Source organism: Amycolatopsis sp. NPDC003731 (assembly GCF_053586895.1).
In genome coordinates, this window is record NZ_JBSFNC010000035.1 from 47,071 (window position 1) to 69,919 (window position 22,849).

At 73.5% G+C, this 22,849-nt stretch carries 13 protein-coding genes; 1 reads left to right on the forward strand and 12 read right to left on the reverse strand.

The features are described from left to right. Window positions 1-52: 52 nt before the first annotated feature. The 12 genes from ACWDN5_RS17345 to ACWDN5_RS17400 all read right to left on the reverse strand — a co-directional run bounded on the left by ACWDN5_RS17345 (window position 53) and on the right by ACWDN5_RS17400 (window position 22,111). Window positions 53-916 carry a phytanoyl-CoA dioxygenase family protein gene (locus ACWDN5_RS17345; RefSeq protein WP_310970046.1) on the reverse strand — a complete coding sequence of 288 codons (864 nt, stop codon included), beginning with the start codon at window positions 914-916 and terminating at the stop codon, window positions 53-55. A gap of 21 nt (window positions 917-937) precedes the next feature. Then, window positions 938-10,492, reverse strand: coding sequence for a beta-ketoacyl synthase N-terminal-like domain-containing protein (locus ACWDN5_RS17350; protein WP_449677019.1), 9,555 nt, complete (start codon window positions 10,490-10,492; stop codon window positions 938-940). A 117-nt stretch (window positions 10,493-10,609) separates the two neighbouring features. Beyond that, complete coding sequence (locus tag ACWDN5_RS17355; RefSeq protein WP_310970043.1) at window positions 10,610-12,160, reverse strand: lactonase family protein; 1,551 nt, start codon at window positions 12,158-12,160, stop codon at window positions 10,610-10,612. A 55-nt stretch (window positions 12,161-12,215) separates the two neighbouring features. After that, the gene (locus tag ACWDN5_RS17360; protein ID WP_310970042.1) at window positions 12,216-12,590 is read right to left on the reverse strand and encodes an ectoine synthase; all 375 of its coding nucleotides are present in this window, start codon (window positions 12,588-12,590) and stop codon (window positions 12,216-12,218) included. Beyond that, on the reverse strand, window positions 12,587-13,993 hold the full coding sequence (locus tag ACWDN5_RS17365) for an AMP-binding protein (RefSeq protein ID WP_449677020.1): 1,407 nt from the start codon (window positions 13,991-13,993) through the stop codon (window positions 12,587-12,589). Before ACWDN5_RS17365 ends, ACWDN5_RS17360 begins: the two co-directional genes overlap by 4 nt. Window positions 13,994-14,017: 24 nt before the next feature. Beyond that, the gene (locus ACWDN5_RS17370) at window positions 14,018-15,574 is read right to left on the reverse strand and encodes an FHA domain-containing protein (RefSeq protein ID WP_449677021.1); all 1,557 of its coding nucleotides are present in this window, start codon (window positions 15,572-15,574) and stop codon (window positions 14,018-14,020) included. Beyond that, window positions 15,571-16,008: a hypothetical protein gene (locus ACWDN5_RS17375; RefSeq protein ID WP_449677022.1), complete on the reverse strand. Its 438-nt coding sequence runs from the start codon at window positions 16,006-16,008 to the stop codon at window positions 15,571-15,573. The genes ACWDN5_RS17370 and ACWDN5_RS17375 overlap by 4 nt, the downstream gene beginning before the upstream one ends. Window positions 16,009-16,031: 23 nt before the next feature. Continuing rightward, window positions 16,032-17,588, reverse strand: coding sequence for an FAD/NAD(P)-binding protein (locus tag ACWDN5_RS17380; RefSeq protein WP_310970038.1), 1,557 nt, complete (start codon window positions 17,586-17,588; stop codon window positions 16,032-16,034). A 91-nt stretch (window positions 17,589-17,679) separates the two neighbouring features. Continuing rightward, on the reverse strand, window positions 17,680-18,501 hold the full coding sequence (locus tag ACWDN5_RS17385) for an AfsR/SARP family transcriptional regulator (RefSeq protein ID WP_449677023.1): 822 nt from the start codon (window positions 18,499-18,501) through the stop codon (window positions 17,680-17,682). Between the two features lie 307 nt (window positions 18,502-18,808). Further along, window positions 18,809-19,564: an SDR family NAD(P)-dependent oxidoreductase gene (locus ACWDN5_RS17390; RefSeq protein ID WP_310970036.1), complete on the reverse strand. Its 756-nt coding sequence runs from the start codon at window positions 19,562-19,564 to the stop codon at window positions 18,809-18,811. A gap of 11 nt (window positions 19,565-19,575) precedes the next feature. Next, a complete protein-coding gene (locus ACWDN5_RS17395) occupies window positions 19,576-20,568 on the reverse strand; it encodes an LLM class flavin-dependent oxidoreductase (RefSeq protein WP_310970035.1) in 993 nt (330 codons plus the stop codon). Between the two features lie 10 nt (window positions 20,569-20,578). After that, window positions 20,579-22,111, reverse strand: a complete 1,533-nt coding sequence (locus ACWDN5_RS17400) for an acyl-CoA synthetase (protein ID WP_310970034.1) — start codon at window positions 22,109-22,111, stop codon at window positions 20,579-20,581. 116 nt (window positions 22,112-22,227) lie between these two features. Between ACWDN5_RS17400 and ACWDN5_RS17405 the strand changes: the two genes are divergently transcribed. After that, window positions 22,228-22,845: a TetR/AcrR family transcriptional regulator gene (locus tag ACWDN5_RS17405; protein WP_310994544.1), complete on the forward strand. Its 618-nt coding sequence runs from the start codon at window positions 22,228-22,230 to the stop codon at window positions 22,843-22,845. The last annotated feature ends 4 nt before the right edge of the window (window positions 22,846-22,849 follow it).

Genomic DNA, 22,849 nt, shown 5'->3' on the forward strand with positions numbered 1-22,849 from the left:
CGGCCGGTTTCTCGGTCCACAAAGGACTCCCGGCCGGGGACGACCGCGGTGGTCAGAAGACCTGGGTCCCGCCGACGCTGTTGAGCTGCTCCGGCGCGAAGAAGGTGTGCTTCTCGAACACGGTGTCGTAGTCGCCGCGCGCGAGCGTGTCGTCGGGCAGCTTCTCCGTCGGGCGGTAGGCCCGGTGCGGCGACTTCTCCGGGTCCACCGGCTCGTTCGACCGCGCGTTGTAGACGCAGTGCATCAGCGTGCGCGGCCGGCTGGTGCTGTTGGGCAGCGAACCGTGGAGCATGTTGGCGTGGAAGAAGACCGCGTCGCCCGCCTCCATCTCGCACGGGACGACTTCCAGCCGGTCGAGGATCTGCGCGGTCCGCACCGGGTCGGCCACGTGCGCGCCGCCGACGTCGACCATGTCGATCCGGCCCAGCTTGTGCGAGCCCTTGACCACCTTCAGGCAGCCGTTCTCCAGGTTGTTCGAGTCGAGCGCGACCGAGCACGTGACGGTGTTCGGGTAGACGCAGTCGTCGTACCAGTAGGCGTACCCCTGGTGCCAGTCGACCGCGCCGGGGACGTCGTCGCTCTTGCGGACGAGCTTGATGTGCCAGAAGTAGCTTTCCTCACCCAGCAGCAGGGACGTGTTGTCGACCATCCGGGCCAGGCGCGGCAGCTTGCCGGCGTAGGTGTCGTTCTGCTCGCACCAGATGGTGACCTTCCACAGTTTCCCTTCGAGGTCGGGAATGCTGGACTGCGAACCGCGGATGTCCGGGTGGCGGTCGAGCTCGTCCTGCAGCGGGCGCAGCTCGCCGGCGGAGAAGAGCCCGCGCTTGACGACGTACCCGTCTTCGTGGAACTGCGCGGCCTCGTCCGGGGTCAGCAACCGTTCGGTGGCGGCCGCCGGGGTGGCGATGGAAGTCATCTCGTGTCTCCTTCGGTTGTCTCACTCGAGGTGTTCGGCGAGCCGGGTGACGTGCGGCGAGCGCAGCATCGAGAAGTGATCACCCGGGATGCGGACTACGGCAACGGAAGTACCTCCCAACTTCTCCTCGGCTTCGGCGGCCAGCGCGGCCGCGCGGCCGGGTCCGAGGCCGACGCCGGTGGCGGTCTCGGGCACGGCGATGACGATCGGGCAGCCGAGCTCGCCGACGACCTGGGCCGAGCGGGCGATCTCGCAGTTGACCCGGTAGCTCTCCCAGGCCTCCGCCCAGCTGTCCCCGGACAGGCGGCCCGCTCCGCCGCCCAGCTCCAGCAGGCGCGTGAATTCCGCCTCACCGGCAGGTTCGACGGCGGATTCGGCGGCCGCGGCGACGGGTTCGCCGTCGACGGCCACGAACCGCCGCAGGGTCCGCCCCCGGCGCTTGAGCTCGACGGCCAGCGAGCAGGCGACCATCGCCCCGAACGAGTGACCGGCGAGCGTGATCTCGCCCTCCGGCTGCACCGACTCGACCCGATCGGCCAGGTCGCCGGCCACCGCCACGACGTCGGTCCGGCCCGCCGCCCCCGCCTCGCGGGTCGGCGAAGCCAGCGTGACCAGCCCGCCCGGCGTCGTCAGCGCGCTCTCCAGGTCGGGCGCGCCGTCGAGCCGCCCGAAGATGCCGGAAACGTAGAACACCGGGTCCGTGGCCACCGGCTCCGTGGCCGCCGGGGCGACCCGCGGCCGGACGGCGTCCGCGGCCGCGGCCAGGGTCGGCGCGTCGGACAGGTCGTTCAGCGGCACCCGGACCCCGCTCCGGCGCTCGATGAGCGCGCGGACCTCGATCAGGGTCAGGGAGTCGACGCCGTTGTCGGCCAGCGACCGGTCCGCGGCCAGCTCGCCGGGCGCCACCCCGAGCACGGACGCCACCGCCGCGGTGACGAGCTCGCCATCGGGTGCGGTTTCACCGGCCGGGGTCGCGCTCGTGCTTTCCGGCGCGTCCGGAGTGGCCGCCGGGCGGGGCAGGGCGGGCAGCAAGGCGGTGTGGAACGGGTGCCGGCGCAGGACGGGCGCGCTCAGGTCGGCCGCGATGCCGGGCTCCCCGGTCCGGCAGGCCCGGTCGAGCTCGGGCAGCAGGACGGCCGCGGGCAACGGGTTCTCCCCCGCCCGGCGCAAGGCCGTGTTCAGCCCGCGCCGGGCGGTGACGCCGACGCCGTCCCACGGTCCCCACTGCACCGCCACGACGTCCGGGGCCGCGGCGAGGCCGTCCAGGTAGGCGCAAGCCATGCCGTGCGCGGCCTGACCGGCGTTGCCGAGCAGGACGCTGGTGGAGCTGAACAGCACGAACCGGGCGGCGGTGCCGGCGAAGGCGGTCCGGAGGTGGTGGCTGCCGCGGACCTTCGGCCGCAGCACGGCTTCGAGGTCTTCGGCGCCGACGGTGTCGATCGTGCCGTCGCGCAGCACCGCGGCGAGGTTGAGCACGAGCGGCTTCGCCGAGTCCGCCAGCACCCGCTCGGCCACCGCGCGGACCTCGGCCGCGTCGCCGACGTCGGCCGTCACGTAACGGACCTGGACGCCGGTGTCCGCGAGCCGGGCGGCGAACCGTTCGGTGCCGGAGTCGAGGACCGACCGGCCGGCCAGCCACACCCGGCCGGTGCCGTGGTTCGTGACGAACCATTCGGTGACGGCGTGGGCGAGGTCGCTCGAGCCGCCGAACACCACCAGCGCGTCGTGGTCGAGGGGCTCGCCGTCCGGCGCGGGGCCGGCGGGTTCGACCGCGGGCAGCAGCAGCGTGCCGTCGCAGATCCGTGCGGCGACGTGCGCGCCGCGGTGCGTCAGCAGGGTCTTCACCTGCCGGACGGTCTCCGCGGCCGGTCCGTGCCCGTCGACCGCCAGGGCGAGGGTCCGGACCCGGCGGTCTTCCGAGGCCGCGACCCGGGCCAGCGCCGCGGCCATCGCCCCGGCCGGCGCCGCGGCGGCCCCGTCCGGGGTGCCGAACACGAGGGTGTCCAGCCGCGGCAGCTCCTCGGCCCGCCGGACCGCCCGCAGCAGCGCGGCGGCGAACCACTCGGCCGTGTCCGCGTCCGGCTCGCCGGCCTCGAACCGCAGCACGGCCGTGCGTGCCGACGCGGGCAGCAGGTCTCCGGCGTCCGCACCGGTCGCGACGTCGACGACGACCGGCTCGTCCCGGTCCGCCGGGCGCGGGTTGGCGCAGACGAACAGCCCTTCGTCGGCGACGGTGTCCCCGGCGGGCAGCCCGCCGCACGCCCGGAGAACGTCGACCCGGCCGAACCGGCTGTCCAGCAGGGTCCGCCAGCGTTCCTCGGACAGCAGCGGGTGGTCCGCCCGGATGTCGTCGTCGAAGGACCACCAGCTGTCGAGCAGCCCGAAGGTCAGGTCCACCCAGGCCAGCGCCTTGAGGTCTTCGACCAGCAGGACCATCCCGTGCGGCGCTAGGCGCCCGGCGAGCCGGTCCAGCGTGGCGCCGACGTTCCGGGTGGCGTGCACGACATCCACCGCGACCACGACGTCGTAGTCGTCGTCGAGCGCGCCGACAGACTCGTCGGAGTCGAGGTCGGCGAGCGCCGTGCGGAAGCCGGGGTGCGCCCCGAACCGCTCGGCGGCGAGCCGGTTCAGCCCCTCGCTGAGGTCGGTGAAGGTGTAGTCCGCGTCCGCCCCGAGTTCGCCGAGCGCGGCGAGGACGCCCTCGGTGGTGGCGCCGGTGCCGCCGCCGACTTCGAGGACCTTCAGCGGCCGGGAGGAGTGCGCGGCCGCCGCGGACGCGACCACCCCGGCCAGCGCGGAGTTGAGCCGGTTGAGCAGGAACGAGCTCTGGTAGTAGGACCGCAGCCGGGCCGCGCCGGAGCCGCCGAAGAGGATGCTCTCGCCGTCGAGGGAACCGTCGAAGAACCCCGGCAGCTGGCCGGCGCAGTTGCCGACGATGGCCCACTCGGCGTCCAGGGCGCCCTCCGGCGGCACTTCCGTGACGGCCGGGCGCGGGCGGTCGAGCAGGTTCGCGAAGGCCCGCAGGCGCCGGCCGTCGGCCGGTGTGGTCGCGGTCGCGGCGGCCAGGTACTCGCGGGCGCCCGACGAGTCGAGGACGCGCACGGCGTGGTCTTCCAGCTGCCGGATGCGCCGCTGGTACCGCGTGACTTCGTCGTCCGGTGCGGACAGGGCGGCGTGCGCCTCCTCCAGCGCCGCGGCCACCGGGCCGGGCAGTTCGGCGCCGACCGGGACGTGCGGCCGCCACACGAGCCGGTGGGCCACCTCGCCCCCGCGGCGATCGCCCTGGAACCGGACGCCGGCGAGCTCGGCGACCACACCCCCGGTCTCGCCGTACAGGGCGCCGGAAACGGTGGCCGGTCCGTCGGGGCCGACGGTGATCAGGTCGGCCGGGGCCGCGACCGCGCGCAGCCGGGCCCACGCCACGTGCGCGGGCATCCGGACGTCCGGTCCGGCGGTGGCCGCCAGGACGTCCGCGAGCTGCAGCACGCCGTCGACCGCGGCCACCTCGTCGGTGCCGATGCCGAGGCGGGTGCGGTCCCCGCGGGCTTCTTCCGGCCGCCAGTGCGCTCGCGCCGCCGCCGGGCCGGCGGTGATCCGGGCGAGGCCGCGGTAGCCGGTGCCGTAGTGCAGTCCCTGGTCTTCGAACCGCCGGTAGAGCCCGTCGGCGTCGACCGGGCCGGCGGCGCCGTCCGGGGTCTCGACCTCGCGGACCTCGTCGGTGAGCACGGCCGCGGCGTTGCGGGTCCACGCCTGCCCGGGCCGCCGGGTCCACAGGACGCACTCGGCGGGCGAGCCGGACGCGACCGAGATCCGGGCCTCCACGACGTCGGTCTCGGCCTCGAAGGCGATGGGCCGCTCGAAGGAGACGTCGGCCAGCAGGACGTCGGTGCCGTCCGGGCGCACCGCGCGCCCGATCCGGGCGAAGAGGCGGAGGATGCCGGCGGCCGGGACGAGCCAGCGGTCGCCGACCCGGTGGCCGCCGATCCAGTCCTCATCGGACGGAGCCAGGGTGAACGGCACGTCCGGGGCGAGCACGTCGCCGAGCGGCCCGCGCCGCGGCACCGGGCCGAGCGGCCGGATCTCGGTGCGGTCGAAGGGGTAGGCGGGCAGCGGGAGCAGGCCCCCGCCGGTCACCCGGTTGAGCGCGGCCCAGTCGGGCCCGCGGCCGGCGCGGTAGGCCGCCGCGGCGACCTTGCCGACGTAGCCGGGGACGGACTTCTTCAGGTCGCAGACCAGCTCCGGGGCCGGCACCGCGCCGTCGGTCGCCGCGGCGCGCACCAAGCGCGAGAGCGTGGCGGAAAAGCCGAGCTCGACCACGATCGCGGGGTGCGGCGACCGGCCGAGCACGTGCTCGGCGGCGGCGAGGAAGTCGACCGGCGAGGTCAGCTGGGTCGTCCAGTACCGCAGGCCGTCCGGTTCACGGGTGGGGCCGTAGGCCGCGTTCGAGCCGACGAACGCCACCGCGGCGGGGCGGGCCGGGACGGGTGCGCCCCGCTCCAGCTCGCCGGCCGCCCCGGCCAGCAGCCGGCTGTGGAACGGCTTGCCGACGGGCAGCGGGGTCAGGTGGATGCCCGCGGCGGACGCGGTCCGCCGCAGGTCGTCGAGCCGGGGCCGGGGGCCGGCCAGCACGACCTGCGCCGGGCCGTTGACCGCCGCGACGTCGAGGTCGAGCTCCGCGGCCAGTGCCCGGGCCCGGTCGTGCGAGCAGCGTGCCTGGGCCATGAACCCGGCCGGGGCGGCGTCCATCAGGGTGCAGCGGGCGGCCACCAGCGTCAGCGCGTCCGGTTCGGCCAGCAGGCCCGCGCACACCGCGGCGGTGATCTCTCCCAGGCTGTGCCCGGTGACGACGTCGGGGGCGCAGCCGAACGACCGCAGCAAGTCGGCCAGTGCGAGCTGGAACGAGAACTGCAGGACCTGCTCGCGGATCGTGCACGGGTCGCCGCACGTGGCCGCGTCGGTGTCCACCGGCCGCGCCGGGTCGCCGGTGCGCCGTCCGACGTGCCGCTCGAACGCTTCGGGCCCGAGCCGGTCCGAGAACTCCGCGAGCAGGGCCGGGAAGCGCTCGCCGAACACCGGCCACCGGACCAGCTCGGCCACCGCGTCCCAGGAGAACCCGCTGCCCTGCCCGGGGAACGCCCAGACGGTCTCGCCGCGCACGGCGGCGGCGGGGAACTCGCGGAACGGCGGCGCGCCGGCGCCGTGCACGAGCACGCCCCGGTGCTCGCCGAAGTGCTCGCGGCCGTGGGTGAGGGTGCGCACGACACTCGCCGCGGGCAGCTGGGCCGCGTCGTGGCCGAGCCGCTCGCCCAGCCGCGTCGCCAGTGCGCCGAGGGCCTCCCGGCTCCGGCCGCTGACCGGCAGGTAGAGCGGGGCGTCGCGGTCGCCCAGCGTCCCGGCGTCTTCGCTGGCCTGCGGGGCCGCCGGCGAGCTGAGCAGGACGTGGCAGTTCGCACCGCCCATGCCGAACGAGCTGACCCCGCCGCGGACGGGCCGGTCGTCGGGCAGCTTGCGGCTGTCGCCGGTCACCGTGAACCGGCCGGTCCCGGTCAGGCCCGGGTGCAGGCCGGAGAAGCCGTACGTCCCGGGGTAGAGCCGGTACCGGACGGCCAGGCACCCCTTGACGAACCCGGCGATCCCGGCGGCTTCGTCGAGGTGGCCGACGTTGCCCTTGACCGAGCCGACCAGGCACGGCGTGGCTTCGTCCGGGGCCTGCAGGCGGGACGCGAGCAGCCCGTCCCACTCGATGACGTCGCCGATCGCGGTTCCGGTGCCGTGCGCTTCCACGAAGTCGACGACGGGGTCCGAAGCGCCGACGGCGGCGTCGATCAGCCGGGTCTGCGACGCCGGGTTCGGTGCGCTGAAGCCGGCCTTCGCGGCCCCGTCGTGGTTGACGGCGCTGCCGACGACCTCGGCGTAGACCGTGTTGCCGCCGGTCCGGGCGTCGCGGGCGCGCTTGAGGACGACGACCCCGGCGCCGTTGCCGAAGACGGTCCCGTCGGCGTCGCGGTCGAACGGGCGGCACACGCCGTGGCGGCTGCGGACCGAGCCTTCGACGTACTCGTAGCCCTCCGGCTGCGGGTAGATGATCGACACGCCGCCGGCGAGCGCGAGGTCGCATTCGCCGGCCAGCAGGGCCCGGCGGGCGGTGTGCACGGCGGTGAGCGCGGTGGCGCAGGCGGCCTGCACGACGACGCTGGGGCCGGTCAGGCCGAGCCGGAAGGACACGGTCGAGGTGAGGTAGTTCCGGTCGGTGCCGAGCCGTTCGGCGAGCGTGTTGTGCTCCAGGAACGGCGTGTCGTCGTCGGCCAGCCGCCGCGGCTCGACCTCGTTGAGCAGGTAGGTGCTCAACCCGGCGCCCGCGAACACGCCGACGTTCTTGCCCGGCAGGCCGGCCACTTCGCCGGCGTCTTCCAGCGCGGTCCAGCACAGCTCGAGGAACACCCGCACCTGCGGGTCCATCCGCCGGGCTTCGGCCGGGCTGATCCCGAAGAACGCGTGGTCGAACGCGTCGACGTCGGCCAGGTGGCCCTGGGCGCGGACGAACGTGCCGCCGTCGCCGGGAGCCGTCACCGCGGACGTCCCGTCGAGCAGGGTGCGCCAGAAGGATTCGACGTCCGGGGCGCCGGGGAACCGGCCGGCCAGGCCGACGACGGCCACCTCGTCCGGCTCGCCGGCCGCGACCGGCTCGGGCCGGACGGCGGCGGGCCGGGACGCCGGCCGGTCCAGGGCCCGTTGCAGGTCCCCGATCACCGGGTGGCGGAAGAAGTCGGCGACGGACAGGCCGGGGTGGTCCCGGCCGAGCCGGGCCGCCAGGGTCATCAGGCTGATCGAGTCGAGTCCGGCGTCGAGGAACCGGGAGTGCTCGTCGACGGCCGGGTTGCCGGTGAGGGCGCGGACGGCGGCGAGCACGGCCGACCCCGCCGCGCCCGGTTCGGCGGCGGGCGCACCGGACGTCCGCTGGGCGCCGGCCTCCTCGGCCAGCTTCGTGATCGCCTGCAGATCGGGTTTGTGGTTGGCCAGCCGCGGGAGCGCGGGCACGAACCGGAGCTCGAACTCGTAGCCTTCGCCGAGGCGTTCGGCGATCCGGTCGCGGATCGCGGCCGGCTCGGGCTCGGCGGCGGAGTCCTGCCTGGTCGTCACGACGACGATCTCGGTGCCGCCGGCGGGGGTCAGGTGGTGCACGGCGACGGCATCGGCCACGCCGGGCGCCGCGGCGGTCTCGGCCTCCAGGGCCTGCAGGTTGACGCGGAAGCCGCGGCGCTTGATGACCCGGCTGTTCCGGCCGAGGATGTGCAGCCTGCCGTCGCGGTCGGTGTAGCCGACGTCGCCGGTGACGACCGTATCGGTGCCGCGCCGGACGACCACCGCGCCGCTGAGGGTCGGCGGCAGTTCGGCGTCGTCCCCGCCGACCACCCGGACGTCGACGCCGTCGATGGGGAAGCCCGCCGGCGGGCGGTCCGGCCAGCCGGACGGCGGCCCGCCGAGCTGGTGGCTGGTGACGTCCTGGGTCTCGGACATGCCGTACTGGTTGACCAGCCGCGCCGAGGTGCGGCCGAACCACTCGCGGATTTCGGGCGTGATCCGCAGCCCGCCGCCGGCGACGAGGACCTCCTTGAGCGCCGGGGTCGCCACCGCCGGTTCGACCAGCGCCGACTCGGCCACCGGCCGCAGCAGCACGGTCGGCAGGTACACCTTCTCGATCCCCGCCGCGGCCAGGAACTCCAGCAGCTTCCGGGGGTCGTCGCGGACTTCCTTGCCGGCCGCCACGAGGGTGCCGCCGCCGCACAGCGTCGCGTAGATGACGTGGTAGGCGATGTCGAACGACAGCTTGGAGAACTGGAGCATCCGCCGCGGCGAGGGGAACGTCCGCAGGTGCCAGGCGACCAGCGCGGACAGGTCCGCGCGGGCGAACGGGATCGGCTTGGGCTGCCCGGTCGAGCCGGACGTCAGCGTGATGTAGAGCGGCCGCTCCGGACCGGCGGCCGGGCCGCGTGCCCCGGCGACGATCCGGTACGTCCCGAAGGTTCCTTCGAACGATTCCTCCGGCCCGGTGCCGCGCACCGGAGAGCCGGGCAGCCGGATGACCGCGCCGATCCCCGCCACCCCGGCCAGCGCGCGCCGGGTGGCCGCCGGGCCGCGGTCGAGCCGCAGCACGGTGGCCCCGGCCAGGTTCACCCCGAGCACGCAGGCGATCTCGGCGGGGTGCTTGCGGCCGACCACCGCGACGACGCGGTGCTCCGGCGGCAGCGTCCGGCCGAGGAGGTCCGCGAGCGCCGTAGCTTCCGCCCACAGCTGCCCGTAGGACGCCGTGCCGGTGCCGGGGGCGTCGACGGCCACCGCGTCCGGCTGGGCCTCGACCACGGCGGACAGCCGCTCGAGCACGTCGAGCTCCGCCTGCGGTGCTTCCTGGCGGCCGTCGTCGCGGTGGTCCGTGCCGCCCTGCAGTCTCGCGCCCAGGTGGTCGAGCACCTCCGGACCGACCACAGTGGACTCCAGATGCACGCGTAGCCGGCCGGCACCGTCCCGCCAGTGGTTGAGCACCAGGGCGTACGGCGTTCTGCTGACGGCGGGCTCCGCCACCGACTCGACGAGCTCCCCGCGGTGGCCGAACAGGGTCCGGGGCACGAGCAGGACGTCGAAGGGGTGGGCCGGGTCGGCCGCGGCGCGGAACCCGTCGTCGGCCATGACGTGCTGGAACGGCACCTGCGCCAGGGCACGGGCCCGGTCGTACTCCCGCTCGGCCCACCGCGGGTCATCGTCGTCCGACGGCAGGACGGCGATCCCCGGGTTGCCGAAGTAGCCGAACTGCCCGTCCTGCTCCGGCGTGCCGCCGTCGAACGGGATCGCGACGAGCAGCTGCTCCCCCGGGACGAGGTGGGCGGTCGCCGCCCGCAGGCGCCGCAGGAGGTGGACTTCGTCGGGCTCGCCGTCCGGCCCCGGGTCCAGCACCCCGCTCCAGCGGTGGCCGCCGGGATCGGGCTCGACGACCCGCCGCCGCAGGTCCCCCGGGGCGGTGAGCGCCCCGGCGAGCCGGGCCACCTCCGCGCCGGCGTCCTCCGGCAGCGGCGGTTCGGTCACCAGCCGGCCGAGGTCCGGCCCGGCCGCGGCCGGCGGCCGGTCGTCGAGCCCGGCGAGGAACAGCTCCAACGAGCGGTCGCCGTCGCACACCAGGTGGTGGAACCGGCAGCACAGGTACGTCGCTTCCGGCGTCACGACCAGGCCGGCCGACCACGCCAGTTCCCGGCCGAGGTACCACGGCTGCCCGGCGAAATCGGCGTAGAGCGCGCGCAGCCGAGCCGGGTTCGCCGCCCGCACGGTGGGCCGCACCGCGGCGAGGACGGCCTCCCGCGGCGGCAGCGACCGCCACACCGGCTCACCCGCCGCCGCGTCGACGACCGCCGACAGCAGCGGGTGCCCGGCGACGACGTCCAGGAGCCGGCGCTGCAGCTCCTCGACCCCGATCGGGGCGCTGAGCCGGGCGGCGCAGGCGATCGTCAGATCGGTACGCCGGACGTCCATCGCCTGCATGAACCACATGCGGAGCTGGGACCGGGTGAGAGCGGTTTCCCTGTTCACGGTGCCCACTTTCGTCGTTCGTGCGCCTGCCTCGGTGTGGTCGGAAGTCTTCCCGGACCGCCGTCGCCACGGCGTCACAGCGCGCCCGGCGGAGTCCTTCTGGTCCTCTGTGGACGGTCAGTACGCGGCGATCCCGAACGGGGGCAGCTGGCCGCCGTTCTCCGGGAGGACCACGTCGAACGCCTTGTGCTCCTCGAGGAACTTCAGCGTGCCGTCGGCGTTCACCTGGAACACCTGCAGCAGCCCGAAGTGGGAGTTGAGCTGGTACAGCCATCGGCTGTCGTGGCTGAGCGCGATGTCCAGCGTGCCGTCCTTGGGGCCCTTGTCGGTGGCCTGCGGGTGCAGCAGCGTCAGCGCCCCGGTGTCTTCGACGCGGTAGCTCGAGAGCGAGCCGCCGCCCAGCGCGTTCGAGGTGAACGCCAGCTTCCCGTCGTTGGTCGGGACGATCCAGCACGTGTCGGTGCCGCTGTTGGGCACCGCCTTGCTGATCGCCTTCAGGGTTCCGTTGCCCAGCATGGTGTAGCTGCTCGCGGTGCCCTTGCCCTTGTCGGTGTGGTTCTGCTCGCTGAACAGGACCGTGCCGTCCTTGGTGAACGCGAAGCCGAACGGGCCGGCGCCGGAGGTGTTCTGCACGGACTTGGCCCCCAGCGTCCCGTCGGGGTTGACGGCGAAGGTGTCGATGGCCCCGTTTTCGGCCGGTTGCGTGGGCAGCGTGGCGACCCGCTCGGACACGACCAGCTGCGAACCGTCCGGGGTGAACGAGACCTGCGCGCAGCCGGAGCGGCCGCCGCCGCTGAGCGGGCGGGTGGACGAGGGGATCGGGGTGAGCCTGCCCTCGACGTCGATCCGGAAGCCCGAGACCGACGGCTGGTCGCCGTGCGTGCAGTTGTCCAGGAACTGGTCGGGGAACCGGAGCACGAACCGGTCGTCGAGCTCACCGCTGTTGAGCGCATAGAGCAGGCCGTGGTTCACCGTGAGGCTCACCGGCTTGGTCCCGCCGGAGGGCACGTTCGACACCAGCTGGAGGCCGTCGGCCGCGACCCGGAACACGCTGATCGAGTCACTGCCCGCGTTGGCCACGTACAGCAGCTGCGCGCTGTCGAGGTTGTGCTGCGGGGAAGTCTCCCCCGCCGTGGTGCCGAGCACGATGCCGTGCGCGGAGTCCTCGAAGCTGCCGCTGCCGACGCCGCCGGTCTTGTACCGGCCGACCTCGTGCACCCGCCCGTCCTCGCTGCGGGAGAAGGCGATGACCTCGTTGGCCGTCGGATCGTTCGTCTGCACGAACACGGCGCCGCGGCGCAGGTCGAAGGGGCCACCGCCACCCGCGGCGGGATTGCCGGCCCCGGCGAGGGAGTCCCCGGCGTCGCCGGCGGCCGTGCCGTTCTGGGCGGCCAGCGGGACCGACAGCCCGTCCGCGCCGTCCGAGTCGTCGTTGACGACCCAGCCGACGACGAACCCGGCGGCGATCGCGATCACCGCGACGAGCACCCCGACCACGATCGCCGGGCCGCGGCGCCGGCGCCTCGGCGGCGGGGCGGGCGGCGCGAAGCCGAGGTCCGGCCGCGGGGCGGAGCCGGGTGGCCCGGTCGGCGGCTGGGCGGGGAAGCCCTGGGTGCGGGGGCCGCGGTCGAAGCCGTGGCTTCCTCCGGCGTTGGTCGTGTTGTCCATCGTCACTCCTTTGCTGGACCGGCGGTTCCGGCCGCCTCCCCGGCCGGCGAACCGCTCAGTAGTGCGAGAATTCGGCTTGGTCGAAGGAATGCCGCTCGTCACCGCGCAGCGGCGGGTTGAAGACGCTCACCAGTTCCATGTCGCCTTCGGTGCAGGCGATGAGGAAGTGCTCGTCGTGGTCGTCGAGGGCGTAGATGACGCCGGGCGCCAGGTCGAAGGTGGTGCCGTCGGCGGTGACCACCTGGCCCCGCCCGGAGATGCAGTAGCAGGCTTCCAGGTGCCTGCGGTACTGCAGCGGCGATTTCGAACCGGCTTTGACCAGCGTGTGGGCCAGGGTGAACCCCATGTTGTCGCGTTGGGTGAGAAACCGGTAGCTGAGCCCGTTCCCCCAGTCGACGCAGGTCACTTCCGCCTTGGAACGCACGATCATGACAGGGTTCCTTCCTTCGAGGTGGCCACGGCCCGCCGCTTCCCGTTCGCGGTCCGGCCGATGCGGTGTTCGACGATCTCGACGTCGCTCGGGACGGCGGTGGCCGGCAGCTTGGCGCGGCAGTACACGCGCAGCTGCAGCCCGGTGAGCCGGGTCCGCGGCCGCAGCCGCACCGACGCGCTGATCCGGTGGCCCTCGGCGGGGTCGGCGGTCGCGGTGACGAGCGCGTCGACCACGTCGGTGTGGCGGAGGATGACCGCCTCGACCTGCTGCAGGTTCGTCCGGACGCCGCGCACCTTCACCTGGTCGTCGCGGCGGCCGCGCGGGAACAGCCGACCCCGCTCGTCGCGCTCGACGACGTCGCCGGTGCGGAACGGGCTTCCGAGCGGCACGATCCCGCCCCGCCGCCGGTCCAGGTAGCCCCGGGCCTGGAACGGCGTGGACACCAGCAGTTCGCCCCGCCCCGCGCCGGTCACGGTTTCGCCGTCGTCACCGGCGATGGTCGCCCGCACCCCGGCGATGGGGTTGCCGAGGGGTACGGCGCCGAGCGCGAGGGCCTCCTCGGCGTCCACTTCGGCCAGGAAGCTGTCGTTGGTTTCCGTGCAGCCGTAGAGGTTCCACACCCGCGCCCGGGGGAACAGCGCCGGCAGCGCGGCGGCGAGGCGGGGCGGCAGGACGTCGCCGGTGGAGATCGCGTGCCGCACGCCGGGCAGCGGCCGGGCCGCCGATTCGGTCAGCATCCGCAGGTGCATCGGCGACAGCTGCACGACGTCGGCGCGCCCGCACGCCTCCGCCAGGCGGGCGCCGTCGGTGGCGGCTTCGGGTGCGGCCAGCTCGGCCCGCGCCCCGGCCGCCAGCGCGGCCCAGACGTCCAGCAGGGACAGGTCGAAGTTCAACGGCACGCAGCTGAGCGTCGCGACGCCCGGGCCGATCCCGAACCGGGCCGAGGCCCAGCCGAAGAACCGGTCGAGCCCGGCGGCGTCGAGCACCACCGTCCGGGCCGGCCCGGTAGTGCCGGAGGTGGTCAGGAGCAGGCCGGGTGGCGCGGCGGGCCGCACGTCCGCCCGGGCCAGCCGGACGAACTCCCCGTCCCCCGCGAGCACGGCCGAGCACCCCGCCTGGCCGCACAGGTCGACGAGCGCGTCCGACCCGAGTTCGGCGGGCGGCAGCAGGACCTGCTTTCCCCCGGCGAGACAGGCCAGCACGAGGGCGACGGTGTCCGGCGACCGGCGCGGGGCCACGCAGACGGGTCCGGCGGTCCGCGCGACGGCGGGACCGAACCCGGCGGCCAGGCGCCCCAGGGCCGCGTAGGAGACGACCCGGTCACCGGCGGACAGAGCGGGCGCCTCCGGCGTGTGGCGGGCCCACGCGGAGAAGCGGGCGAGGAAGGACGACGACGGCATGGCGGGCTCCTTCGGAGTCGGGGATCAGCAGTGCCGGTGGGAGAAGTAGTGGAGCTGCCGCATCCCGGCGGCGACGGTCGAGCCGGGCTCGAGCACGGTCTCGGCCCCCGGTTCCAGCCGGCGCCAGGTGGCGCTCCCCCGAGGCAGCACGAAGGTCCCGTTGGCCGACTGCAGATCGGTGACGACGACCTGCCAGCCCCGCAACGCGATCCGGGCGTGCCGCCGCGAGACGAGCGGATCGGCCAGCGTGACCGGATCGGCCTCCCCCGCGGCCACGGCCTCGTCGAACTCGGGCATCCGGCCGAGCACGAGGTCCCGCAGCAGCGGGACGGTGGTGCCATCGTCGAGCACGAGCACGCCCAGCTGCGGTCGCGGTCCGACATCCGGCGAGCGCGGGGCCTGCGCCATCGAGATCCCGCACACGGAGCAGTAGGAGACGGCGGGATCGTTGAAGTGATCACGAGCGCACCGCACCCCGGGCACGGTCGCGACGACGACCCCGACGGGGCGGCTGTCCGTTGTGGACTCGGCGGTGGCCGGCGCGGTTTCGGTCGCCGGTGCGGGGGCCGGAGCTGGCGCGGGCGCCGGAACCGCGGCCGAGGCCTGCGCCGGAACCGGGGCTGATGCGGGCGCCGCCACTGGAGCTGTTGCTCGCACCGGAACCGAAGCCGCAGCTGCCGCCTGCTCCGCCACCGGAGCCGGAGCCGCGGCCGGAGCCTGCGCCGGCACCGGAGCTGGCGCGGGCGCCGGTACCGAAGCCGGAGCTGTCGTCCGCTCCGCCACCGGAGCCGGAGCTGCTGCCTGCTCCGCCGCCGGAGCCGAGTCCTGCGCCGGAGCCGCGGCCGGGGCTTGCGCCGGGACCGGAGCTGGCGCGGGCGCCGGACCCGAGGCCGGAGCTGTCGCCTGCCCCCCTACCGGAGCGGAGTCCTGCGCCGCCGCCGGAGCTGTGGCCGGAGCCTGCGCCGGCACCGGAGCTGATGCGGGCGCTGCCCCCAGAGCCGGAGCCGCGGCCGGGACCTGCGTCGGCACCGGAGCTGGCGCCGGAACCGGGGCCGGATCTGCCGCCTGCTCCACCTCCGGAGCCGAGTCCCGCGCCGGAGTCGGCTCGGCCGGAGCCGGAGCCGGGGCGTCGTCCAGCGTGCCCAGGTCCGTGCCGCCCAGTACCGCGCGTACGGCGTCCACCCGATCGGTGATCACCCGGTCCAGGACCGTCGCCGCGTCGCGGCCGTCGAGGTGGACGTGCTTGCCGTTGACCGTCACGATCAGCTCTGCCCCGCCGTGCACGACGGCCGCCATGCCGTCTCCGGTCGGGCCGAAAGCGCAGAGGGCCGGGAAGTCTTCGGCGTCCGCGTCGATCAGTCCCGCCACCCGGCGGCTCAGCTGCCGCGCGTCGGCCTCGTCCGCCGCGATCGCGGCGACCGCGTCGAGCAGCGCGCCGATGCGGTGCTGCCGGCCGGGCACCGCTTCGCAGACCAGGGTCAGGTCACCGTAGCGGGCCAGGACTGCGTTGCCCCGCAACGGGTGCAGCCCGTCCGGGGCCGTCGCGGCCGCCTGCGGTGCGTTGTCCAGAACCGTGCTCATACCAGTCTCCCGCCGTGAAACCTCCATCGGATGAACGGCACCCGCATCGGCCCGTTCGCGAGCAGCCACACCGCCAGCCAGACGACCCCGAAGTGGATCAGGAACGCGCCCCAGGGCACCGGGCCCGGCAGCCAGGGCAGCCGGCCCCGGCCCGCCAGGACCCACACGAGGATTCCCTCCGGCACGGCGGTGAGCAGGCCGAAGAGGGTGGGCCAGTCCTTCTCCCACCGCCACTGCATGAGCAGGTGGTAGACGAACTCCCAGCCGACCCCCAGCACGGTGACGGCGCCCAGCACCACGAAGGTGGCCTGGTACCGCTGCGCCACCGGGGCGTCGATCGGCAGGATCGGCGCGAGCAGCGCGGTCAGCGCACCACCGAGGAAGATCAGCAGGAACAGCCGGGTCTGGATCCGGCCGAGCAGTGTCGGCACCACGTCGTCGTCCTCTCCACGTACGGTCAGATCCGGCGTCCGGTGGCCCACTTCAGCCACCGGGCGATGGAGCTGACCGGTCCCATGTGGTCGCAGTAGCCGCGCCGGGCGATGTCGTCGATGACGTCCTGCGCGGCGAGCTGGAGCCCGAGGAAGGTGTCCACCCCGGGGAAGTAGCCGCCGTACGCGGCCGCGCCGGTCGCGTAGAGCCGTCCTTCGCCGTTGTCCGCTCCGCGCACGTCGAAGGCTTCGCCGACGTCGAGCCGGCCGAGCACGTTGCGCCCGACGCCGGGCTGGCGCAGCAGGTCGCCGAGGACGCGGTGCTCGCTGATGTCGCCGTTGAGGCCGGTGCAGTCGATCACGTAGTCGACGGCGACGTTCGCCAGGCCCTCGGGGCGGCCGATGGTGGCCACCATGCCCGTCCCGTCGAGCCGCAGGTCGGCGATCCGTCCGGAGACCGGCTGGTACCAGCCCTGTTCCCGGGCGGTCCGCTGCCCCTCGCGCCAATGCCGCCGCGACGGCGTCGTCGTCCCGCCGATCTGCTCGTAGATCCGGACCCGGTCGGCGCCCTCCAGCCCGTGCATGCGGGCGCGCAACTGGCCGCCCCACGCGGACTTCGGGTAGTTGAAGCCCTGGAACGCCCAGCCGTCGCGACCGGGCCGCCGCGCCCACGGGTGCGGCCCGTGGTGGCCGGCGTAGAAGGTGCGGAACAGGTGCACGATCCGGGTTTCCGCGCCGCCGGAGAGCCGGTCGGTGATCAACCGGTGCAGGACGGCCGAGGCGACGACCCCGCCGCCGCGCACCAGCACGGTGCCGGGCCGGTGGCGCAGGGCCTGGTACACGTGCTCGTGGTCCTCGTAGCCGTTGACCACGTGGTGGAAGTCGTTCATCCGTTCGCGGAACGCCTGCATGTCGGGCAGGAACCGCAGGCCCGGGTAGCCGACGGCCAGGTGCACGTCCCGCGAGCGGAAGGCGACGTGCCCCGGCGCCGGGCTCCCGTCGGCGGCGGCCGGGGACAGCAGGCTGAAGTACCCGCCACCGGCGCGGCGGCGGACCACCTGCACCTCGCCGCGCACCAGCATCTCGCCGTACCGGATCCGGTCGGCCTCCCGCGCGATGCCGTCGAGCACCGTGCCGAGCACCGGGGTGTAGAAGTCGGCGAAGTCCGGCTCCAGGAACACCTGCGTCAACGGCTTGAGGCTGCGGGTCCGCCACGCTTCCTGCAGCGCGTAGGACGGGAAGCCCCACAGGTTGTCCGGCCGCGACGCCGAGTCCGACCGGATCCGGCGAGCCCGCGGCAGCTGCGAAACGCGGGTCAGGTACTCGTAGGTCTCCCACGGGTGGGCCAGGTTCGACAGGACGCGGATGTCCTGCGCCGGCACGTCGCCGGCGATCCGCAGGTAGTCGACGGTGACGAAGGAGCCCATCCCCCCGCCGACGCTGACGAAGGGCGCGTCGTGCACCGGGATGCCCGCGCCGGCCACCATCTCGTCGGTCCACATGGGACTCTGGTCCAGCAGCGGCGGGACGGCCCGCGCGGTCGGCAGCTGCGGCGCAGCCACGGCATCGGTCGTGTCAGTCACTTTCCCTCACCGGCTCACTGTTCTCATCACTCCGGGGAACATTCACTCGCAAGAGTGACGGCGGCGCCGTCGGCGCACCGTTCTCCGAGCGTCACACGTCGAGGCCGGCGGCCGGTTCGTCGAGCAGCTGGCCGATGCTGGAAGCGGGTTCGACGCCCAGCTCGTCGCGGAAGATCCGCTGGTAGTCGGCGAAGTACGAAAGCGCTTCCTGCTGGTTTCCCTGTACGAGGCAGGCCCGGATGAGCGTCTGGTGTGCACTGTCGCGCAGGGAATCCGCCTGCACCAGCGCCAACGCCGTGCAGACGGCCGCGCCGGGCAGGCCCTCGCCGGCCAGGCGGCGGGACAGGGTTTCCAGTGCGGCCAGCCGGAGCTGGTGGTACCGGGTCTGGTACTCCAGCAGCCATTCGTCGTCCAGGTCGGGCAGGAGGTCGTGGTGGAAGCCGGCGTCGAGGGCTTCGGTGCGCACCGCGGCGGGCAGCGGGCCTTCGGTGGCGAGGATCCGGTTGGCCAGCGCGGTCGTCTCGTCCAGGTCGATGCGGAGGCCGCCGGCGAGCCGCAGGTAGGAACCGCACACGACGATCAGGCCCGGGCAGGTTCGTTCCAGCCGGTAGATGACGGTGCGTAGATTGGCGTGGGCGCGCGCGGTGGTGGCATCGGGCCACAGCAGGTGCGCGATCTGCCGCCGCGCGACCGAGCCGGAGTGGCAGACGAGGACGGCGACGAGCCGCTGCCCGGTCGTGCTCACGTCGACCAGTTCTCCGCGCAGCACGAGCCGGAACCCGCCGAGCAGGCTCAGTTCGCCCACCGGAGTGACCTCTTCGGACGTCCCGATCGGACGCTCGGGTGCGGACGGCCAGAGCTGCGCGTCCGGGCGGAAGAGAGCGGACCGGGTGGTGGTGACGTCGACGAGCATGGGATGTCCCCCAAACGCGGGTCGGAGATGGTTTCGTGGAGTACCGAGACGCCACGCCGCGGGACCGTTACATGATCACGGAATTCTCACGATCCGTACACGGATCACCGGGAATTCCGTTGCAACGAGGGGGAAAGACGATGGATAGTCACGAAAAGTAGTCGTTTGAGAAGACGTCGGACGGGGTATTCGGTTACTTCGGTGCCGTGCCCTGGGGCTGGACTGTCCTATTCGGCCGGTTTCGGCTCAGCTCCCGGCACACCGATGCCCGGCCGGTTCGCCACCGAACCGGCCGGGCATCGGCGTGTCACACCAGCGACGCCGTCAACCCGCCGTCGAGGACGTAGTGGCTGCCGGTGATCCAGCTCGCCCGGTCCGAGGCCAGGAACGCCGTCACCTCCGCGATGTCCTGCGGGGTGCCCAGCCGGCCCTGCTTGGCCGCGACGAGGTCGCCGAACGGGACCTGCGTGGCCGCCTCGAAGTCCGGGACCAGGCGCTCGACCATGGCCGTGTCCGCGAAGCCCGGGCAGACCGCGTTGACCCTCACTCCCGTCGGGCGCATCTCCACCGCCGCGACGCGGGTCAGCTGGATCACCGCCGCCTTCGTCGCGCAGTACGAGCCGAGCAGGGGGCTCCCTCCGATGCCCGCGATCGAGGCGATGTTGACGATGTTGCCCTTGGACTCCACCAGGTGCGGGGTCGCCGCCTTCATCGTCACGAACGTGCCGCGGACGTTGACCGCGAAGATCCGGTCGAAGCTCTCCGTCGGCTGCTGCAGCAGCGGGGACGACACCTCGATGCCCGCGTTGTTGACCAGGACGTCCAGGCCGCCGAGGAGGTCGACCGCCTGCTGGATCGCCGTCTGGACCTGGGTTTCGTCGGTGACGTCGCAGTTGGCGACACCCGCGGCGCCGATCTCGTCGGCCGCCTGCTTGGCCGCGAGGGAGTCGAGGTCGCTCACGACGACCCGGGCGCCGCGTTCGGTGAACAGCGCCGCGATCGCCTTGCCGATACCGGCACCCGAGCCGGTGACGAAGACGCGCTTTCCATCGAGTTCGGACATGCTGGTCCCTTTCACATCGCGTCGATCTTGGGGAGGATTTCTTCCTTGAGGCGCTTCAGGTCGTCGAGCGTCTTCGCCACCGGGACGTCCTGGAAGGGCGGCCACAGGAACGGCATCGTCAGCCCGGCTTCCCGGTAGCGCTTGAGCCGGTCGGTGATCTGCGCCTGCGAGCCCACGAGCAGGTTGGTGCCCTTGCCCAGCGGGCTCTGGTCCATGTCCTGGTCGGTGATGACGAACCAGATCATGCTGGCGATCTCGAGGTCGTCGACCGATCGCGGGGTGTCGAGGGCCTCGAGCTCGCGCTGGATCTCGGTGCGCCACCTCGTGATGTCCTCGGGCGAGTCCTGGATGCCGATCCAGCCGGCGAGCCCGTACTTCGCGATGCGCGCGGCCGACCGCTTCGCGTCCTTGAGGCCGCTGAAGAAGATCGGCGGGTGCGGTTTCTGCACCGGCTTGGCGCCGAACCCGCTGCGCTGGAAGTCGGCGAACTCGCCGTGGTACTCGAACAGGTCGTTGGTCCAGATGCCCTGCATGATCTCCAAGGTTTCCCGGACGTGCTGGTGCCGCTTGGGGAAGATGTGCGACGCACTCGCGGCGGCGAACTCCTCGGGCATCCAGCCGGAGCCGACGGCGACGTTGAGCCGGCCGCCGCAGAGGTGGTCGATGGTCGCCAGTTCCGCGGCGAGGACGCCGGGCGAGCGGTAGGGCGTGTCGATGATGCTCATCCCGATCCGCACCTTCGACGTCTTCGCCGCGAGCCACGGGATGAGCGGCATGCCCTGGAGGAACTCGCCGCGCGAGCTCACCGGCAGGCCCTTGGGAAAGCCCTCGATCATGCCGAACGCGTACTGCATCTCCTGGGTGTCCGACGTCTCCGGGACGATGATCCGGTCGAGCGTCCAGACGGAGTCGAAGTCGAGGTCCTCGGCCAGCGCGGTGAGGTCCTCGAGCTCCCGCACGGTCACCTTGTCCCGGAAGTTCGGCAGGTAGAGCGCGAGTTTCATGTGTTCTCCTTCAACGGGTGGCGAGGGTGGTGCGGATGTCGGCCTTGAGCACCTTGCCGACGGTCGAGCGGGGCAGGTCCGGCCAGACTTCGACCTGCTTCGGGGCCTTGACGCTGCCGATGCGGTCCTTGACGAAGGCGATCAGCTCGCCGGCGTCCAGTTCGGCGCCGGGCCGGAGCTGGACGACGGCGGTCACGCGCTCGCCCCACTTGTCGTCGGGCAGGCCGACCACGGCGCAGTCGCGGACCGCTTCGTGGGCCAGCACCGCCTGCTCGACCTCGGCGGAGTAGACGTTGAACCCGCCGGTGATGACCATGTCCTTGGCCCGGTCGACGATGTGGAGGAAGCCTTCGCCGTCGAGGAACCCGATGTCGCCGGTGTGGTGCCAGCCGTGGGCCGACGCCTCCGCCGTGGCTTCCGGGTCGCGGTGGTAGCCGGCCATCACCAGCGAGCCGCGCACGCAGATCTCGCCGCGTTCCCCCTGCGGGACCGGGTTTCCGTCGCCGTCGAGGATCGCCACGGTGACCAGCGGCGACGGCCGCCCGGCCGAGGACAGCCGTCCGGTGTGGACGGTGCCGTCGGGCCGCCGGTGCTCGGCCGGGGACATCGTCGAGATCATCATCGGGGCCTCGGACTGGCCGAACAGCTGCGCCATCGGCCCGATCCGGTCGAGCGCTTCGGTGAGCCGGGCCGTCGACATCGGGGCCGCGCCGTACCAGAAGCACTGCAGCGACGAGAGGTCCGTGCGGTCGAGGGCTTCGTGGCCGAGCACCAGGTAGATCAGCGTCGGCGGCAGGAACGTGTGCGTGACGCGGTGGTGTTCGATGAGCTCCAGGAACCGGCCGACGTCCGGCTTCGGCATGATCACGACCTCGCCGCCGCGGGCCAGGACCGGGAAGCACAGGACGCCGGCCGCGTGTGTCAGCGGGGCCAGGGCCAGGTAGACCGGGCGGCCCTCGAAGGGGTAGCTCATCAGCGTGATCGCCGACATCACCTCGAGGTTGCGGTCGGTGAGCATGACACCCTTGGGACGTCCGGTGGTGCCGCCGGTACCCACCAGGGCGACGACGTCGCCGGGCGGCTCGGCCACCGCGGGCGGGTCGTCTTCCGCCTGGCCGAGCCAGTCGTCGAAGCCGGGCGCGAAGGCGTCGCCGTCGCCGAGGCGGACGAGCGTGGTCAGCTTCGGCAGCTGCGGGGCGATCCGGCGGACCAGGTCCTCGAAGGCGGGCTGGAAGACCAGGGTGGCGCAGTCGAACAGGTCCAGGAGCTCGGCGTTCTCGCCGGCGGCGTTGCGCGGGTTGATCGGGCACCACACCGCGCCGGCCCGGGAGATGCCGAAGACGCAGGTGAACGCGGTGGGGTCGTTGGCCGAGAGGATGCCGACCTTGTCCCCCGGGGCGACGCCGGAGCGCCGCAACGCGCGGGCGACCGCTTCGGCGAGCTCGACGACCTCGCCGTAGGACCGGGTGACCCCGTCGAGGGTCAAGCAGGGCGCCCCGGGGTCCAGGGAGGCGCCTTTCTCCAGGTAGAAGAACAGAGACATCGTCGTCCCTCCCGACATCGCCGGCGGCTGGTGAAGACCATGACCGCCATTTGGACGAATGTCAAGATTTTCTTGGACGATTGGTCAGAAAACGGCCGGATGGTATCTTCGGGGTCGTGACCAGCGCAGCCGCCGTGAGGCGCCGGACCCCAGCCGACAAGTTCGAGGACCGCCGCCGGGAACTGGCCGACGCGGCGCTCCTGGCCCTGGCCGACCTCGGCTACGCCCGCACCAGCCTGCGCACGATCGCGGAGCACACGAAGTTCTCCCACGGGCTGCTGCACTACTACTTCGCCGACAAGGTCGAGCTGATCACCTACTGCGTCCGCCGCTACAAGGCGGCGTGCGTCCAGCGTTACGAGGGCGGCGTCGGCGAGGCGGCCACGGCGGCCGAGCTGGCGGCGGCGTGCGCCGACGGCCTCGCCGCGGCGCTCGGCGAAGCGCCCCTGATGCACCGCATGTGGTACGACCTGCGCACGCAGTCGTTGTTCGAGCCGGCGTTCCGCGAGGACGTCGCCGAGATCGACGACAGCCTGCGGGACATGATCTGGCGCAACGTGACCGCGTACGCCGGCCTCGCGGGCGCCGAGCCGACGTGCTCGGCGGCGGACGCGTACGCGCTGTTCGACGGGCTGTTCCAGCAGGCGCTGCTGCGCCACCTGGCCGACGAGGAGACAGCGCTCGACGACCTGCGGCGCGGGGTGCGGGAGCTGTTCCCCCGGCTGGTCGGCTGACGAC

Coding starts and splice junctions, on each gene's coding strand:
- ACWDN5_RS17370 (WP_449677021.1), bottom strand. CDS start 15,574: ATGAGCACGGTTCTGGACAACGCACCGCAGGCGGCCGCGACGGCCCCG.
- ACWDN5_RS17395 (WP_310970035.1), bottom strand. CDS start 20,568: ATGAAACTCGCGCTCTACCTGCCGAACTTCCGGGACAAGGTGACCGTG.
- ACWDN5_RS17345 (WP_310970046.1), bottom strand. CDS start 916: ATGACTTCCATCGCCACCCCGGCGGCCGCCACCGAACGGTTGCTGACC.
- ACWDN5_RS17390 (WP_310970036.1), bottom strand. CDS start 19,564: ATGTCCGAACTCGATGGAAAGCGCGTCTTCGTCACCGGCTCGGGTGCC.
- ACWDN5_RS17400 (WP_310970034.1), bottom strand. CDS start 22,111: ATGTCTCTGTTCTTCTACCTGGAGAAAGGCGCCTCCCTGGACCCCGGG.
- ACWDN5_RS17355 (WP_310970043.1), bottom strand. CDS start 12,160: ATGGACAACACGACCAACGCCGGAGGAAGCCACGGCTTCGACCGCGGC.
- ACWDN5_RS17360 (WP_310970042.1), bottom strand. CDS start 12,590: ATGATCGTGCGTTCCAAGGCGGAAGTGACCTGCGTCGACTGGGGGAAC.
- ACWDN5_RS17385 (WP_449677023.1), bottom strand. CDS start 18,501: ATGCTCGTCGACGTCACCACCACCCGGTCCGCTCTCTTCCGCCCGGAC.
- ACWDN5_RS17365 (WP_449677020.1), bottom strand. CDS start 13,993: ATGCCGTCGTCGTCCTTCCTCGCCCGCTTCTCCGCGTGGGCCCGCCAC.